8 protein-coding genes are annotated in these 18,537 nt (G+C 33.5%); all 8 read left to right on the top strand.

Going from position 1 to position 18,537, the window contains the following annotated elements; all coding sequences use genetic code 11:
- Positions 1-436: family 43 glycosylhydrolase (locus IRZ80_RS09540; protein ID WP_194641332.1), on the top strand; the 436-nt coding region annotated here is incomplete at its 5' end.
- A 354-nt stretch (positions 437-790) separates the two neighbouring features.
- Positions 791-4,945 carry a hybrid sensor histidine kinase/response regulator transcription factor gene (locus tag IRZ80_RS09535; RefSeq protein ID WP_194641331.1) on the top strand — a complete coding sequence of 1,385 codons (4,155 nt, stop codon included), beginning with the start codon at positions 791-793 and terminating at the stop codon, positions 4,943-4,945.
- Positions 4,946-5,707: 762 nt separating this feature from the next.
- Positions 5,708-8,743, top strand: coding sequence for a SusC/RagA family TonB-linked outer membrane protein (locus IRZ80_RS09530; protein ID WP_228520857.1), 3,036 nt, complete (start codon positions 5,708-5,710; stop codon positions 8,741-8,743).
- Between the two features lie 15 nt (positions 8,744-8,758).
- Positions 8,759-10,255, top strand: coding sequence for a RagB/SusD family nutrient uptake outer membrane protein (locus tag IRZ80_RS09525; RefSeq protein WP_194641329.1), 1,497 nt, complete (start codon positions 8,759-8,761; stop codon positions 10,253-10,255).
- 365 nt (positions 10,256-10,620) lie between these two features.
- Positions 10,621-11,169 (top strand): hypothetical protein, encoded by a 549-nt coding sequence (locus tag IRZ80_RS09520; RefSeq protein WP_194641328.1) that lies wholly within the window; start codon positions 10,621-10,623, stop codon positions 11,167-11,169.
- Positions 11,170-11,343: 174 nt separating this feature from the next.
- Positions 11,344-12,825, top strand: coding sequence for a vanadium-dependent haloperoxidase (locus tag IRZ80_RS09515; RefSeq protein ID WP_194641327.1), 1,482 nt, complete (start codon positions 11,344-11,346; stop codon positions 12,823-12,825).
- 61 nt (positions 12,826-12,886) lie between these two features.
- Complete coding sequence (locus IRZ80_RS09510) at positions 12,887-15,094, top strand: CRTAC1 family protein (protein WP_194641326.1); 2,208 nt, start codon at positions 12,887-12,889, stop codon at positions 15,092-15,094.
- 23 nt (positions 15,095-15,117) lie between these two features.
- Positions 15,118-18,411 carry a VCBS repeat-containing protein gene (locus tag IRZ80_RS09505; RefSeq protein ID WP_194641325.1) on the top strand — a complete coding sequence of 1,098 codons (3,294 nt, stop codon included), beginning with the start codon at positions 15,118-15,120 and terminating at the stop codon, positions 18,409-18,411.
- The last annotated feature ends 126 nt before the right edge of the window (positions 18,412-18,537 follow it).

Genomic DNA, 18,537 nt, shown 5'->3' with positions numbered 1-18,537 from the left:
GCCTATTGTTGCAAGACTCAGAGACGATATGCTTGAGTTTGCCGAAGAGCCGAGAGAAATCCAGATTCTGGACGAGAACGGACAGTCCCTGCTGGCAGGAGACAATGACCGCCGTTTCTTTGAAGCTTCATGGGTTCATAAATACAATGGGAAATATTATTTTTCCTATTCCACAGGCGATACGCATTTTATCTGTTATGCAATAGGAGACAGCCCATACGGACCGTTTGTGTATCAGGGACGCATCCTGAATCCGGTTGTGGGCTGGACCACGCACCATTCAATATGCAGGATTGAGAATGACTGGTATCTGTTTTACCATGATTCGAGTCTTTCCAAGGGTGTTACTCATCTGCGGAGTATGAAAGTTACCAAAATTGATTATAATGATGACGGGACAATTGTGACTATTGATCCTTATGATAGAGAAGGTTAAAAAAGTTTTTGGAGCTGCAGTCAAAATTCAGATTGGCTAAAAGATTAAATTACCGCTTACTTAATTAAAAAACAGATATAAATGATAGTTCAATATCATTTTGAACATTAAAAAAAAGAGTTGCTTTTCGATTAGGAAATAGTACATAAAAGAAGGTTAGCCTCTTTTTGCTTGAGCTGAAAATTTCTATCGATTTCGTTCTTAAATATTCTTTGCCAATAAAAAAGCTTAATAAAAAGGCAATAATGAATTTGATTGTTTGAAAGAAAAATATTCGTATTTTTTCATTTTTGTGAATTAATGTTTTTATTTTATATATTTAGAGAGAAAATCTTACTTTTTAATAATTACAAAATGCTTAAAATAGAAAAAAAAATATTTTTTATATGTTATTTGTTTTTTGTGACGATTTCTTATTCACAAAATGACTTCGAAAATTTTCAATTTCGTTCTATAAAAGAAGGTATTTCTAAACGGGGAGTCTGGACTATTGTACAAGATAAGAAAGGGTATATCTGGATAGGGACAAATGGTGCGGGACTGTATAAATATGATGGGATAAATTACGTCGTTTATGAATCCAATTGGAATACTCCGAAATCTATAAATAGTAATCTTATCTACACTGCCTATGTTGATTCTCAAAATAAATTGTGGGTAGGAACTGAAGAAGGTTTATGTTTATACGATAGAAATTTAGATAGATTTGAGACAATTGATTTAAAAAAAGCTCTTAAAATTCACAAAGACGATATAGTGACAGTTAGGAGTTTAATTGAAGATAATGAGGATAATTTATTAGTTGGGACAGAACAATACGGTCTTTTAAAATTAAATAAAAAGACATTTCAGGCAATTACAGTTAAATCGAACATTCCTTCCAATATTGATTTATTTATTCGGAGTCTTGCAAAAAACAAACAAGGGAAAATCTTTGCTGCAACAAATTTTGGATTGAAGTATTTTGATAGTAAAACAAATAGTATACAGCAGGTAACATTAGTTGAAAATGATAATTCTAAATCTAAAATTACAGACTCATTAGAGTCATTGTTTTTTGAAACTAACAATGATTTATGGATTGGTACTACAAATAATGGACTAATAAAGGTTGTAGAAACTACGAAAGGCTACCAGCAGAAAAAAATCGCAATCACAAATAAAAGAATTTTTTCGATTATTGCGATAGATGCAAAAAATATCCTTTGCGCTACTGAAAACGACGGTCTTTTTTTGATAAATAATTCGGGGGCAGTAATAAAAAAATATTTGCCAAATAAGTTTGAAAAAAATGGATTAAAATCAAACTCCATCTGGTCTTTGTTAAAGGATAATGATAATAGAATCTGGCTGGGATATTATAATAAAGGGGTTTGTATTTTTGATAAATTATCAGAACAGTTTAATTCAATCGAAAGTTTATTGAATAATACAAATTCTTTACAGACAAGTTCTGTTACATCAATTGCTGAGGATTTTTCTGGAAAGTTATGGATAAGCATGGAAGGGGGAGGGGTTGATGTATTTGATCCAAAAACTAAAAAATTTATACATATCAATACTCATGACAGTTCTTATATTTCTGGACTGACAAACAATAATGTGCAGGAAGTTTTTTTTGACAGTAAGCAGAATTTATGGCTAGCAGTCTGGAATGAGGGGATTTTTTTCTTAAAAAAAGGAACCAAAAATTTTATTAATTACAATACACATAATACTAAAGGACTTAGTTCCGACAGAGTTTTGAGTTTTGCAGAGGATTCAAAAGGCAATATCTGGATAGGAACTTTTGAAAGAGGGCTGAGTTATTTTGATTCTTCAAAAAAATCTTTTTTTCAATGTAATTCTAAACCATTTCGAGATTATTTACTGCCTTCTTCACTTGTTCGCAAAGTATTTGTTGATTCAGATGATACTATTTGGGTAGGAACTATAAGGGGACTTTATGGCGTAAACAAAAACGGAAATACTTTCTCTGTATTTTCTATTAAGGATAAAATGTCCAAAGTGCTGAATAATATTCGGACGCATACAATATTGTCCATTTACGAATCCAAAAACAAATTAATTTGGATTGGAACTGATGGTTCAGGTCTTTTTAATTATAATAAAAAGACAAAAAAAATAGCTTGGTACAGTGGTAATGAATCTCTTAAGGAAAAATCAGTCTGTTCAATTATTGAGGATAATTACGGTTCAATCTGGGTTAGCGGCGGAGCAGGAATTACAAAATTGGATGTAAAAAACAATAAGTTTTATAATTTTACGACAGAAGACGGACTGCTGGCCAATGATTTTAATAACAATTCGGTACTGAAAGATAAAAAGGGGACAATTTATTTTGGAAGTTATGAAGGGATCAATTATTTTGACCCAAATCAAATGTCCAAAACTGCCAAACAGCCTCAGTTGTATTTTAAAGATTTCAAGCTGTTTAACACTTCGGTTATACCTGCTGCAGCCGATTCTCCATTACAAAAAGTTATTTCCGAAACAAAACACATTACTTTAAATCATAACCAGTCTGTTTTTACAATAGAATATGTAGGTATTAATTATTCGTACCCAGGTAAAAATGAATATGCCTATTATCTGGAAGGATTTGAAAAAGAATGGAATTATGTAGGTAATAAACATATAGCAACTTATACCAATCTTGCTCCGGGCGATTATGTTTTTAAAGTAAAATCTGCAAATCGGGGAGGGGCCTGGAGTCAAAAGCCATTGGAATTAAAAATCACAATTCTGGCTCCATGGTGGAAAACATACTGGGCATATTTAGTGTATTTAATTATTGCAGTTTTGGGAGCCTATTATGTTATTACTTACTATCAGAATAAATTTAAGGCAAAACAGGCAATCAGTTTTGAAAGAGACAAGAGAATCCAGATTGAAAAACTGAATAATAAAAAACTGCAGTTTTTTACAAATATCTCTCACGAATTCAGAACACCGCTGACTTTGATAATGAATCCGCTGGATGATTTGCTTAAAAATAATGTATACAATTTAAATGGTGAGGTTCTAAACAAACTGAAGGTAATTCATAAAAGTTCTGATTTATTGTCAAGACTGATTAATGAGCTGATGGATTTTAGAAAATTACAGTTTAATCAGGTACAGCTTCAGGTTCAGGAAATTGAAGTAATCAGTTTTGTGAAAGATATTTTGAGTCACTTTGATGAAGAAGCTAATTTTCGCAAAATAGAGCTAACGTTTTCTTCTCCCCTTAAAAAATTAAACGATTGGGTTGATCCTAAAATGTTTGAAAAAATAATATTTAATATTTTGTCTAATGCTTTTAAGGTTACACCAGATTATGGAAGCATTAATGTAAGGATAAAAGAAAGCAATAAACCTGTTTACTTTCCTTTGGTAAATCTCGGGAAAGAAGTTAAAAGCTATGAAATAACTATTGAAGATACAGGATCTGGATTAGATAAAAAAGAACTCAAACGAATATTTGAACGTTTTTATCAGGTAAATAATTTAAACAAAACCTATTATGGAAGTACTGGTATTGGCTTAGAAGTTGTAAAAGAATTTATTGAATTAAATAAAGGAAAAATAGAAGTCGACAGTGTTTTGGGTGACGGTACAACTTTCCGAATTATATTTCCTTTGGGCAAAGATTTTTTTGAACCAGATGAATTTGCTAAGGTTTCCAATAAACCGGCATTGGAGAAAAAGAAGATATTGAGGGATATGACAGCAATGGAAAGCAATTCAGAGCTGCCTGCCAATGAGGTAAACCCAGAGAAGCCCCATACTGTACTGATTGTAGAAGACAATGCAGATTTAAGGAGTTATCTAAAAGCAGAACTAAAAAAGGAATATAAAGTAATCGTTGCCGAAAATGGACAAAAAGGATATGATTTAGCAGTGCATAAGCTGCCCGATTTGATTTTGACAGATGTCATTATGCCTGTTATGGACGGTCTTGAAATGTGTAAAAAGATAAAAGGAAATATTAAAACCTCCCATATTCCTTTGTTAATGCTCTCTGCAAAAGCATTAGTAAAAGACCGGTTGGAAGGCATAGATTCGGGTGCAGATTTGTATCTGAGTAAACCCTTTAATATGGATATTCTAAAATCAAGTCTTGCTCAATTAATAAATAGCAGACAAATTATCTTTAATAAGTTTTATGACGGCATAACTAAAAAAGCACAGCAGAAAACTACAACAATAGATAATGATTTTATGCAGAAGATATTAAATTATATTCATGAAAACATTAGCGAACCTGAACTTAGCGTTGAGCTGCTGGCTTCTATTGTTTTCTTAAGCAGAAGTCAATTGTATCGAAAAATAAAAACACTTACAGGAGTTTCTGTAAATGAGTTTATAAGAAATGTCAGGCTGGAGAAAGCTAAACAGTTTATAGAATTTGGGAATGATAATATTAATGAAATAAGCTATAAAGTTGGTTTTGCAACTCCTTCCTATTTTACTAAATGCTTTAAATTGAAGTTTGGTCATCTGCCAACAGAAGAGAAGAAAGTATAATTACTGAAAAGTAATTTAATAATTAACTATACTTTATTAAACTAAAATAGCTGCCTTAGTTTTAAAATTGAGGTAGATATTTTGGTTTTTTTTTGCTTTTGGGCCACTTCATTCTGTCCCAATTTATCCATCTTAATAAACAGATTCTGCATTTTAAAAAGCTTAATTCTTTTAATCAACAAGCAAAAATGTGTAATACTACAAAACCCTCTGCCTGTTTATTCATTCTTATATTTTAAAGAAAACATTTTATTGACCAAATTCTAGCTAAACCTTAAATTTTGTCAATTTTGATAAGTTTAAAATTTTAACATATTAATTTTTTATATCAAAAATTAAGTAAAATTTTTTTATTGATAATATATTTTTTAATTATTTAATGAATTAACGTAACATTCGGTAAATAGTAGGATTTTTGGTGTTTTTTGCAACATGCGTGCGGTAATATGCTTCATTTGTTGTATAAATACAACGTCCAAACAGAATAAATTTGTTAAAGTTTTTGTAAAAATTGTTTGATCATTTATTTTAAAGTTATGAAGAAATTTTATGCAAAAAAGAATGCATTTAATTTATCCTAAAATTATTTAATTGATAAACAAGACATAAAAAAAACTAATGAACACTTTAATTATTATAAACTAAAATCAATTTAAATGAAGAGAACCGCCTACTTCTAAATGTGAATTTAATATTCAAAAGAATTTTAAAAGATTAAAAACCAATTTTAAAAAATTAACCAAACTAACTATGAAATTAAAAATGAAATTCGCAATTATTGCACTGCTGTTTTTTTGTGCACAAGCTGTCTTTTCTCAGAGCAAGACAATAAATGGTGTTGTTTCTGACAAATCGGGTTTACCCCTAAGTGGTGTAAGTGTAAGTGTGCAAGGAAAATCTAGCAGTGCTATTACAGATTTTGACGGGAAATATGTAATTAATAATGTCGAATCAGACAATAAATTAGTATTTGCATATATAGGTATGATTTCTCAGGTTGTTGCTGTTGGAAGCAATAGTTCGATAAATATCACTATGCAGGATGCTTCCCAAGATTTAAAAGAAGTTGTTGTTGTTGCATATGGTGTTCAAAAAAGAGGAAATGTTACAGGTGCAATTTCAACAGTAAGCTCTAAAGACATAGCTGCCTTGCCTATAACAAATGCTGAATCTGCACTTCAGGGCAGAGCCGCTGGAGTTACGGTAATTAATAATGGTTCACCAGGATCTACTCCAGAGGTAAGTATTAGAGGTTTAGGAAGTCCAAATAACAATAGTCCATTGTATGTAGTGGATGGTGTTATTGTTGGGAATTTATCAAGTATCAGCCCAAATGACATTGAAAGTGTATCGGTTCTTAAAGATGCTTCTACAGCGGCACTTTATGGATCTCGCGGATCAAATGGTGTTGTTATTGTAACTACCAAAAAAGGTAAAAGCGGTGTAGGTCAATTATCTTTTAATACTTATACTGGTTTTCAGAAAGTAGGAAAAACATATGACTTGCTTAATTCAGAGCAATATCAGCAATATGCTAAAGATTGGGGGGTAACTATTAATAGGCCAGCAGATTTCTTGAAGAATAATGTAAATTATTTGGATGAAATTTTTACAACTGGAGCTATGCAGGATTATAATTTAAGTTATTCTAGTGGTACGGATCATTCTACTAACCGTTTTTCTGCAGAATATTTAAAGCAAGATGGTGTTATTGTTGATTCAGGTTATGAGCGTTACACCTTTAGAGCAAATAACACCCAGAAAATTGAAAAATTAAGATTAACAGTAGGTAGTAATATGGGGCTTTCTTTTGGAAAGCAAAATCCTGAGCGTATATCTGGCGGACGTACTTTAATCGAGCACGCTATAAAAGCTGCTCCTTATCTGCCGGTATATAATTCGACTAATTTGGGAGGTTTTCAAGGACCAAGTAATGCAGCAGACGGACAGGATGCTGAAAACCCTGTAAGAGTACAAAGTTTAGGTTATACAATCAATAAAACATTAGGTATAACGGGGAACATTTTTGCAGAGTTTGAAATTATTAAGGACTTGAAATTCAGATCACAAGTTTCTTTAGATTATTATGATCTTGATAATAGAAATTTTATTCCTTCTTATGATGATGATAGTGTTCCTAATGGTTCAACGCATTCTGCGGCTTATTCAGCTACAACAAGAGTTTATGGAAGCGGTCAGACTATCATGTTTAATAATAGTTTAAGCTATAAAAAAACAATAGCCGAAAAGCACAATTTTGACGCAGTAATACTAGTTGAAAATAATAAATCTAAAGGCGAACAAGTTAACGCTGGGAGCCGTTACTCAATATCTGATGAAATTGATCAGTTAAATAGTGCAACAGTAACAGCTTTAAGCAGTACTTCATTTGAAGATTATAGAGTTGGATATGTAGGAAGGTTGAATTATAATTATGATGAAAAATACCTTTTTGCTGTTTCTGGAAGAAGAGACGCTTCGTCTCGTTTTGGCAGCAATTACAGATGGGCCAATTTTTATTCTGTTGCAGGGGGCTGGAATATAGCTAAAGAAAATTTTCTTCAAAATACTCAAGTAAGTACTTTGAAATTAAGAGCCTCATATGGTACTACTGGTAACGATGAAATTGGACGTTATGCATATAGTGCTGCCTTGGTAGGGAATTTAATTTATCCTATAGCAGGTAATGCAGCTGTTGGTACTACAGCTGGATCATTGGCAAGTCCGGATTTGCATTGGGAATCTAAAACAATGAAAAACATAGGTTTAGATTTTGGGTTTTTAAATGATAAAATTACAGGTAGTTTTGAAATCTATGATAATAGAAGCGATGATTTATTATTAAACTTACCAGTTGCACCTTCAATTGGATCTTTTTCAGGAAGCCAGCCTAAAAATGTTGGATCAGTTAGTACCAAAGGGTTTGAAGTTGTACTAGGTTATAATGATAATGAAGGTGATTTTAGATGGTCTGCTAACTTTAATTTAGGTACTAGCAAAAACGAAGTGTTAGATTTAGGAGGAATTGATAAAATAGCTGGAGGAACTGCATTTAGAGCTGGAGGTGACGCCATTTCACAAACTACTGTTGGTGATCCGTTATTCTATTTTTATGGTTTAGTTGCAGACGGCATCTATAAAAATCAGGCCGAAGTTGACGCCGTTTTTACAGCCACACCAGGGCAGACTACAGTTAAACCAGGTGATATAAGATTTAAAGACTTAAATGGTGACGGTAATATAACATCAGCAGACAGAACTAAAATTGGTAATCCTCTTCCGGATATTACTTATGGGATGAATTTTAATGCTACTTATAAACAATTTGATTTTAATTTCTTCATAACGGGAGTTCAAGGAAATGACATTTTCAATACCAATCGTTATGATTTAGAAGGTATGGCAAAGTTGTTTAACGCTGGTACAGCCGTATTAGACAGATCAATTGTTGCAAATGGAGTCGTAACTAATCCGGATTCTACAATACCAAGACTTAACGGGGCAGTACAAAATACAGCTGTAAGCAGCCGTTTTGTTGAAGATGGTTCTTTTGCAAGATTAAAAAACATAAGCATCGGATATACATTACCAAGCAGCATCAGTAAATATTTTTCTAAGCTTAGAGTATATGCAAGTGGTCAAAACCTTGTAACAATAACTGATTACTCTGGATTGGATCCTGAAATAGGGAATGGAAATTCTAGTATTATTGGAGGGACTAATTATGACAAAGGTATTGATAGAGGAAACTATCCGCAGCCAAAATCGGTGTTACTAGGACTTGAAATTTCATTTTAATAAAATAAAACAAACATGAAAAATATAAAAAATATAAAATTTATCTTGGTAATATTCGCAGGAATATACATAATAAATTCTTGTTCAGATAAAGATTTAGAATTGACAAATCCTACTACTTTATCTCCTGAAACGTATTTCAAAACTAAAGACCAAGTAGAGTCATCTGTAAATGCAGCATATGCTAATTTGCAGACTACGGCACTTTATACGCGTTTGTATTTCTTTGAATTGGATAATATGTCTCATGAAAATGCAGGCAATCCACAGTTGGAAGCTGATAAAAAAGAATTTTTAGAGTTTTCTTTTGATTCAGGCTCTGCTGATATTTCAGATTATTGGACAGTTTGTTATTTGGGAATTAACAAATCAAATTTTGTAATTTCTAATTCAGACAAAATAAATGCAATCGATAATTCTATTCTGAATCAGGTTACAAAAGATAAATACATCGGTGAAGCAAAATTCATGAGAGCATTTTACTATTTTCTATTGGTTAAACGTTTTGGCGGGGTGCCATTATATGATGCACTTCCAAAAGGAGCAGATGATGTTAGGGCTAGAGCTACCGTAGCTGAAGTTTATAACTTAATCGTTTCAGATTTAAAAACTGCTGCTACTACTTTATTAAGCAGAACTGCTGAACAAAAAGGAAGAGCAACTAAAGAGGCTGCACAGGCCTTATTGGGGAAAGTTTTATTATATCAAAAGAAATATGATGAATCATTAGCTGCACTTAATGGGGTTACTGGATTTTCGCTTGAACCTGTTTACTATGATAATTTTGTTGAAGAAAAGGAACATGGAGTTGAATCTATTTTCGAAGTTGAGTTTGATGCAAAGCTGGGCACAGGAAACCTTTGGGGTGCAGGAAATGGAGCTCAAGGCGGTAATGAATCTACTTTAAGAGGTCAGGAATATGGTAATTTGAACTGGTTTAACGTGTATCCATCGGACAATATATTAGATGAATTTGAAGCTAATGATAAAAGATTTGCAGCAACATTTTATGTTGTAGGTGATAAGTATAATAATGGAAATAATACAATGGTAGCTGCCAATTTTGGATCTGGTGGCGGAACGAGAAGAGCGGGCTGGAAAAAATATTCAAACTACTATAAGAAAATTGATGAGGCAATCGACTCGGGAATTAACTTCAAAATCATTAGATACTCTGATATTCTGCTTATGAAAGCAGAATGTGAAAATCAAAGAGCAGGTGGTGATCAAGTTGCAGCTATTGGTTACATCAATCAAGTTCGTGCTAGAGCAGGTGTACCAGCATTATTAACTACTCTTACAAAAGATCAAGTATTTAAAGCTATCATTCACGAACGCAAAGTGGAGTTTGCAGGTGAGCAAAGCCGTTTTGACGATATAATCAGATGGGGTAATGCTGCTACAGAATTAGTTGGAACAAAGTTTAAAGTAGGTAAAAACGAACTTTGGCCAATTCCTAATAATGAGACAGGTAAAAATTCTTTGATTACAGGAAACAATCCAGGCTGGTAATTTTATTATTATAGTTTTTCTAAAATTAGGTTAGGTTTTGTTGTTAGGACAGCGTATGAAAATACGCTGTTTTTACTACTTAATTTGAGATTACGTTTTTTGTTTTCTTAAAGCAGTTTATGAAATTTTAAAATTACTTTTCTATTTGTTAATCTTCCATTTTTAGCTTATTACAGTAATAAAAAATTAGAAGCAGAATCCCAATTTGAAATTAAAACTTGATGGCTTCTGAACAGCCATTCTATGTTAATCCCAATTTCAGACCAATAAAAAAAATTGATAGAGACAGGCATGCATTTTAATATATAGTCAATAATGTTTCCTCTTTTTTGCCCAAAAATAAAATTATCAGAAAAAATAGATTCTTGAAATACTTTAAAAAAATAGCTGTCTTTTTTTTGCTCCTGACATTTTTCTATAATGTTTTAGGAGTATATGTGCTGGTTACTGCTCAGAAAGAGCAGACATGGGTGGCATCTATGGAAAATGCAGATGATTCTAAATTTCAGATAATTGAATTGAATATTAATCCTTATGCATATGTTGTAGATTCTGGTTTTGAAGAAGTAAATGAGGATATAATAATCGATCACACAGTGTATCATGTTTTTAAAAACAGAATACAAAATAATGTTTTAAAATTATATTGTTTAAAAAATACCCATCAGGCTGTTGTAAATAAAAAGTTAAGGGATCTTGTAGATAATCAGTTAATCGACACAAATTCAAATAAAGAAAATCCAGCAAAAAAACTTTTAAAATCATTTGAAAAAGATTACATCTCAAATGATGCTGCTGTTTATGAATTCAATTCTGAATTTATCCCTGATTCAATATCATTTTCGTTTGTTTTTAAAAATGATTTATTAGATGGGTTTTTTACTTCCCATTATCCCCCTCCAAATGTGGCTTAGATACTTTTTATGTTTCTGAAAATCATTATGCTTAATGATTATTTAGTGTGAATTAAATGCTTTGCTTCTGCAATTGCATGTCTTTTTACGTACACGATTTTTAGAACATTTTTCAATAATCAGCTTTATTGAAAAACAAATCATCTATTATCAACCACATTTAAAACTATCAAAATGAAGAATTCTTTTTCTTACTATATAATTGTTCTATTGCTTGTTTTCACTTCTAGTTTATATTCCTTTAATCCGGAAAAAAATATAAAAACACTTCCAGAACCTCTTGGTAAAGATAACATGGCCTATAGATGGGGGCAGATGGCAATACAGGCAACAGCAAATGATACCGAAAAATTCAGACCAAGACCCACAGTAACTTCCCGTCTTTTGGGACTTACTTTTGTTGCCATTTTTGATGCATGGAGCCGTTATGATAAAGCTGCAGTTCCTGTATATTTAACTGATACTGCAAGAAGACCTGATGAAGAACAAATCCTTAAAAATAAAGAGATCGCAATTAGTTACGCCGCTTATAATGCATTATGTGAGTATTTTTATTCAGACAAAGCATTATTTGCATCTTTTATGACTGAATTAGGATTTGACCCAAATAACAAGTCGCTTGATCCGTCAACTCCAGAAGGAATTGGCAATTTAGCTGCAAAGGCAGTAATTGAAGCCAGAAGACATGACGGGTCAAATCAATATGGAGATGAAAGCGGTTCAAACGGAACTCCTTATTTTAATTATGTTAATTATAAGCCAGTTAATTCTCCAGATGTAATGGTTGATATTAACCGCTGGCAGCCAAAATATTTCTCTGATGGTAAGGGAGGTAAATTTTCACCAAACTGTCTGACTCCTTTTTGGAACAAAGTAAAACCAGTAGGAATGCTGTCAGGCGATCAGTTTCGTCCGGTTCCTCCGCCGTTAGTTGGTTCAGAGCAGCTTAAGAATGAAGTAAAAGATCTTATTGACCTGCAGAATAATCTAACAGATGAACAAAAGGCATTAGTAGAATTTATGCGTGACGGCCCAAAATCGGTGCAGCAGGCAGGACACTGGTTAAAATTTGCTCAAGTTGTTTCAATACGTGATAATCATACATTAGATCAGGATGTAAAAATGTATTTTTTAAATCAGGTAACAGCTATGGACTGTTTTATAGCCTGCTGGGATGCAAAAATGTTTTATGATTTTGCCCGTCCTTATGCTCTTGTTCATTATTATTTTAAAGACCAGACTATAAAAGCCTGGGGTGGTCCAGATGTTGGCTACAAAGAAATGAAAGGACAGGAATGGAGACCTTATTCTCCGGATACTTTTTTATGTCCTCCTTTTCCAGGTTACGTTTCGGGACATAGCACCATAAGCGGCGGCTGTGCCGAAGCATTAAAATTATGGACAGGCAGTGATACTTTTGGCGATTCTGCAACTTGCATTCCGGGAGCAATGACTGAGCCAAATAACATTGGAAAACCTGTAGTTCTAAAATTCCCAACTTTTACTGAAACAGCTGAAATGGCAGGTATCTCAAGGGTAATGGGCGGTTATCATATTCAGGCTGATAATTTGGAAGGTCTGAAACTTGGCAGAAATGTAGCCCATGAGGTTTGGAAGTTTTATAATATTCATATTGGAAATAAAATAGTTGACTAAAAAGAGAGCTTTTATTTTTAGTAAACTCGAAATTTCGTTTTAAGATTAAAAAATTAAAAATATGAAAATAAAACTGTTATTGCTGTTATCCGCAGTATCCTTATTGATGCAGTCTTGTGACTTTTTTTCTAATCCAAATGACAAAATGGTTAAGGTCTTGGAAGCTAGAAGCAAGATGTATGATGTAAAAGACAATGTTTTTTCTCCAAAAGCAGAGATTGTTTTTTATGATTCAATCATTTTAAATTCATCTTATGGTCATTTTAAACTGCTGTATGAATTAAAGAAAGGGGAAAGTCTGCTGAAATTAGGGGATGAATATGATGCCGTAAAAATATTTGAGACGATGTCAAACTCACCAATAGTAAGCGGTGCTGAAAAATTTGAGATTTCCAAAAAATTAGCAATTGCCTACATGCGGCTTGGCGAGCGTCAAAACTGCTTAAAATCCCACGTTTCAGAATCGTGTATCATGCCGATAGTAAAAGCTGGAATTCATGAAAAACAATTAGGATCGCAAAAAGCTATAGAGGTTTATAAAAAGCTCTTAATCAATGATCCTGGAGATTATGAATCACAATGGCTGCTCAATATTGCTTATATGACACTGGGCGGTTATCCGCTAAAGGTTCCAAGCCAATGGCTGATACCAAATCTGGACAAAGATAATTCAGGATATTCCATAAAACCTTTTACTGACATAGTTTCGAATTTGGGCATAGTGAAAAAAAACATGGCTGGAGGCGTTATTTTGGATGATTTTAATAATGATGATTATTTGGATATAATGACATCTGATTGGAGTCTGGACGGGGTTATGCAATATTATCAGAATAATAAAAAAGGGGGATTTACTAATTTATCTAAACAATCTGAGATAGGACGGTTCAAAGGCGGACTAAACATGATTCAGGCTGATTATGATAATGACGGTGATACCGATTTATTTGTTTTAAGAGGAGCCTGGATGAATGTTTACGGAGTACAGCCCAATTCATTACTGCGTAATAATGGAGACGGCACTTTTACAGATGTAACTGTAAAAAGCGGTTTGTACTCAGAATTACCAACTCAAGCCGGAACTTGGAATGATTTTAATAATGATGGTTATCTGGATTTGTTTATAGGGAATGAATCAAGGCCTCAGGATAATTTTCCCTGCGAATTGTATATAAACAATCAGGACGGAACATTTACAAATGCTGCCAAAAAAGCAAATTGTGAAATAGTCACTTTTGTAAAAGGAGTCACTTCTAGTGATTATGACAATGATGGAAGAATTGATCTGTTTTTGTCCGGGATGAATAATCGAAAAACATTATTGAAAAATATGGGTTCCAAAAACGGCATTCCACAATTTATGGATGTGACCGAAAAAGCAGGACTGGCTAAGCTTAATGTCATGACTTTTCCAACTTGGTTCTGGGATTATGATAATGATGGCTGGCAGGATCTTTTTGTGTGCGGTTATCAGTTTGAAGGTTCTATTGCAGGAACGGTTGCCAAAGAGGCATTAAATATTCCGAACGAAGGCAGTAAAATGTATTTGTATCATAATAATCACAATGGTACTTTTTCGGATGTTTCAAAAGCAGCCGGGCTGAATAAGTGTGTATTTGCTATGGGTTCAAATTTTGGAGATATTGATAATGACGGATTTTTGGATATGTATCTTGGTACTGGAAATCCAGATTATAAATCGCTTATTCCAAATAAATTATATCGAAATATGGGAAATGGCAAATTTGCTGATGTTACTGTTTCTGGGCGTGTAGGAAATCTGCAGAAAGGTCATGCTGTTGGTTTTAGCGATATGGACAATGATGGAGATTCCGATATTTTTATAGAAGTTGGCGGGGCTTATATCGGCGATTCTTATACCAACTCCTTTTATCTTAACCCAGGTCAAAACACAAACCGCTGGATTGGTATTCAGCTCGAAGGAACTGACACTAACAAATCGGCAATTGGCTCAAGAATTAAGCTTAGTTTCAAAGAAAAAGGTGTTTCTCGAAATGTTTATCTCGAAATAAACTCAGGAGGCAGTTTTGGTTCATCGGCTTTAAGAAAAGAAATAGGAATCGGGCAGGCATCAGTAATTGATCAAATAGAAATTACTTGGGCGAAGAGCCATAAAAAACAATTTTTTAAAAATGTTAAACCCAATCAGTTTATTAAAATAAAAGAAGGGGATGAAGAATTTGTGAAAACGAATATTAAAAAGATTGTTTTTCCGACTGCCAAAATGAAATCTGCAATTTGTATTTAAAGAAATTTATTAAAATTTTAAAAATGAAAATTATAAAAATAAGAACTGTTTTTTTTAGCATTACATGCTTATTACTGCTTGTTAGGTGCTCCACAAAAGAATCAGAAAAAAAGATATTTACTGCTTTAGAACCTTCAGACACTGGAATTGATTTTAGCAACAATCTCACAGAAAATGATTCTCTGAATTATTTTACCTATTCATACATTTATATGGGCGGGGGAGTTGCTGCTGGAGATGTCAATAATGATGGATTGACAGACATTTTTTTTACTGGAAACCAAGTGTCTAATAAGCTGTATTTAAACAAAGGAAACCTTAAGTTCGAAGATGTTACCAAAAAAGCAAAAGTAGGAGGAGATTCCAGATGGTACACCGGAGCTACGATGGCCGATGTTAACGGGGACGGTTTCCTAGATATTTATTGCAGTGTAGGAGGAAAATTTGGTCCCCGAAACAATGAACTGTATATCAATAACGGGAACGGCACTTTTACCGAAAGAGCCAAAGAATATGGCATCGATGATGCCGGAAACAGTGTACAGGGCACTTTCTTTGATTATGATAAAGACGGAGATTTAGATTTATATGTAGCCAATTACCCGCCTACTAAGTTTAATATACCAACATTTGTTTACGTACAGCTGATGCGGAATGTAAAAGATGATGAATCCGGACATTTGTATAGAAATGACGGAAATCATTTTACCAATGTGACCAATGAAGCGGGAGTGAGAGCATACGGCTTGTCATTAAGCGGTACTATCGGGGATTTAAATAATGATACCTGGCCGGATATTTATGTGTCCAATGATTTCAATTCTCCTGATTTTATGTACATAAATAACCATGACGGCACTTTTAAAGAAGTTATAAAAGATGCTGCAAATCACACTTCTTTTTATGGAATGGGTGTGGATATCTCCGACTTCAACAACGATGGTTATTTAGATATTTTTCAGGTGGATATGGATGCCAAAGACAACCGTCGTAAAAAAGCAAATATGTCAAGCATGAATCCGCAGTTATACTGGGATATTGCTGATGCTGGATTTCAAATTCAGTACATGCACAACTGTATGCAGATGAACACTGGAATTGTTGAAAACGGAATTCCGCAGTTTGAAAATGTTTCGCGTATTACAGGAACTTCTTCAACGGACTGGAGCTGGGGACCATTGTTTGCTGATTTTGACAATGACGGTAAAAAGGATTTGTTTGTTACCAATGGAACCAGAAGAGAAATAAATAATAATGATTTCTTTCACAATATTGAAAGACAAAATTTGAAGCCTAAAGATTTACTAAAAGTAGCATTGGAAATTCCCAGCGAAAAAATCGACAATTTTATGTTCCAAAATAAAGGAAACTTTAAATTTGAACAGGTTAATAAGCAATGGGGAATTGAGTTCAAAGGATTTTCTAACGGTGTTGCTTATGCTGATTTGGATAATGACGGAGATTTAGAAATTATCATAAATAATATAGATGATTACGCTTCAGTTTTTGAAAATACCAGTTCCGAAACCAATAATTATTTGAAGGTAAAGTTCAAAGGAAGTTCAAAAAACAATCAGGGATTAGGAAATCGTGTGTACATAAAAACAAATGGTGATGTTCAGATGCAGGAACTTACTCTGACACGAGGATTCCAGTCGTCTGTAGCTCCAGAACTGCATTTTGGAGTTAATAAATTAAAGACAATTGATGAAGTGAAAGTGGTTTGGACCAATGGAAAAGTTCAGAAATTATTCAATGTAAAAGCAAATCAGACATTAACTTTCAAAGAACAGGATGCTAAAGAAGATACAGAAAAAACAGCTGTTTCAAAACCATTATTTACTACAGTAACATCCATTTTTCCAGTTTTTAAACACGAAGAAAATAAATATGATGATTTTAAAGATCAGGTTTTACTGCCACACAAGATGTCCACTTTTGGCCCTCCTATTGCTGTTGGCGATGTAAATAAAGATGGATTAGACGATTATTTTATTGGCGGTTCATCTACTTTTTCAGGGAAACTGTTTTTGCAGACAGCCAATGGATTTGTGGAGAAAAAAACGGGAGCTTTTGAAGCAGATAAAAAAAGTGAAGATGCTGGAGCTGTTATTTTTGATGCGGACAATGACGGCGACAATGATTTATACGTTGTAAGCGGCGGTTATGAATTTTTATTAAATGATCCCGCACTGCAGGACAGACTGTATATCAATAATGGCAAAGGTGATTTTACAAAGGCATCCAAAGAAGCACTGCCTGTAATGCTAACCAGCGGTTCCAAAGCATATCCTGTTGATTATGATAAAGACGGTAAACAAGATATTCTGGTTCTTGGCAGACAAGTACCTGGACAGTATCCTTCACCAGCAAATACTTATCTGCTGCATAATATAAGTACGGTCGGTCATGCACAATTTGAGATTTCAAAAAATGCTCCTAAAGAATTCAAAAATATTGGAATGGCAACAAGTGCTGCTATAACTGATTATAATAATGATACTTTTCCAGATATAATAATTGTAGGTGAGTGGATGCCGATCCGTGTTTTCGAAAATGTAAAAAACGGATTCAAAGAAGTATCTAACGGTTTAGGCTTGTCAATAGATACCACTGGCTGGTGGTGGAGCATTCAGCAGGGGGATTTTGATAAGGATGGCGATATGGATTATATCGTTGGTAACAATGGGCTTAACTATAAGTACAAAGCCACACCCGATGAGACTTTTGATATCTTCGTTAAGGATTTTGACAATGATAAGCATAAAGATATTGTATTGAGTTATTACAATGACGGTAAGCAATACCCTGTACGCGGTCGAGGCTGTTCTTCACAGCAGATTCCAAGCATAAAGAAAAAGTTCAAAAATTATGAAAGTTTTTCTCAGGCAACGCTAGTTGATGTATATACAGAGAAATCACTTAAAGAGGCTCTGCATTATAAAGTGAAATCATTTGCAAGTGTATACATGGAAAATAAAGACGGGAAATTTATTCTGCACGAACTTCCTGTTGAGGCACAGCTGTCCTGTATCAATCAGATTATAGTTGATGATTATGATAAAGACGGCAGTCTAGATGCTTTGATTACCGGAAACATGTTTAATTCAGAGGTTGAAACTCCAAGGAATGACGCTGGTCATGGCTTATTTTTGAAAGGGAATGGCAAAGGTAAATTCAAGCCGGTTTCTATGGTGAAAAGTGGATTTTTTACTCCTGGAGATGTTAAAAACATGGAAGAAATAAAAGTAAAAGACAAAAGTTATTTCTTGGTCACTAAAAACAACTCGTATCTGCAGAGCATTAGAATTAACTAATGTTTTTTAGAAAAAGTACCTATAACTGGGCGTTATGGCTCTAGAAATTACTTCCCAATAAACTGTAACAGATTATTTTGGAAAGGATAATTTTAGAGCTGTACACTCAGAGTCTTTCTAACGTGA

The sequence above is a fragment of the Flavobacterium sp. HJJ genome, assembly GCF_015351475.1.
In the GTDB taxonomy this organism is placed as follows: Bacteria; Bacteroidota; Bacteroidia; order Flavobacteriales; family Flavobacteriaceae; genus Flavobacterium; species Flavobacterium marginilacus.
Note: the sequence above shows the minus strand (reverse complement) of the source record. Positions and strands in the feature narration are given on the sequence as shown.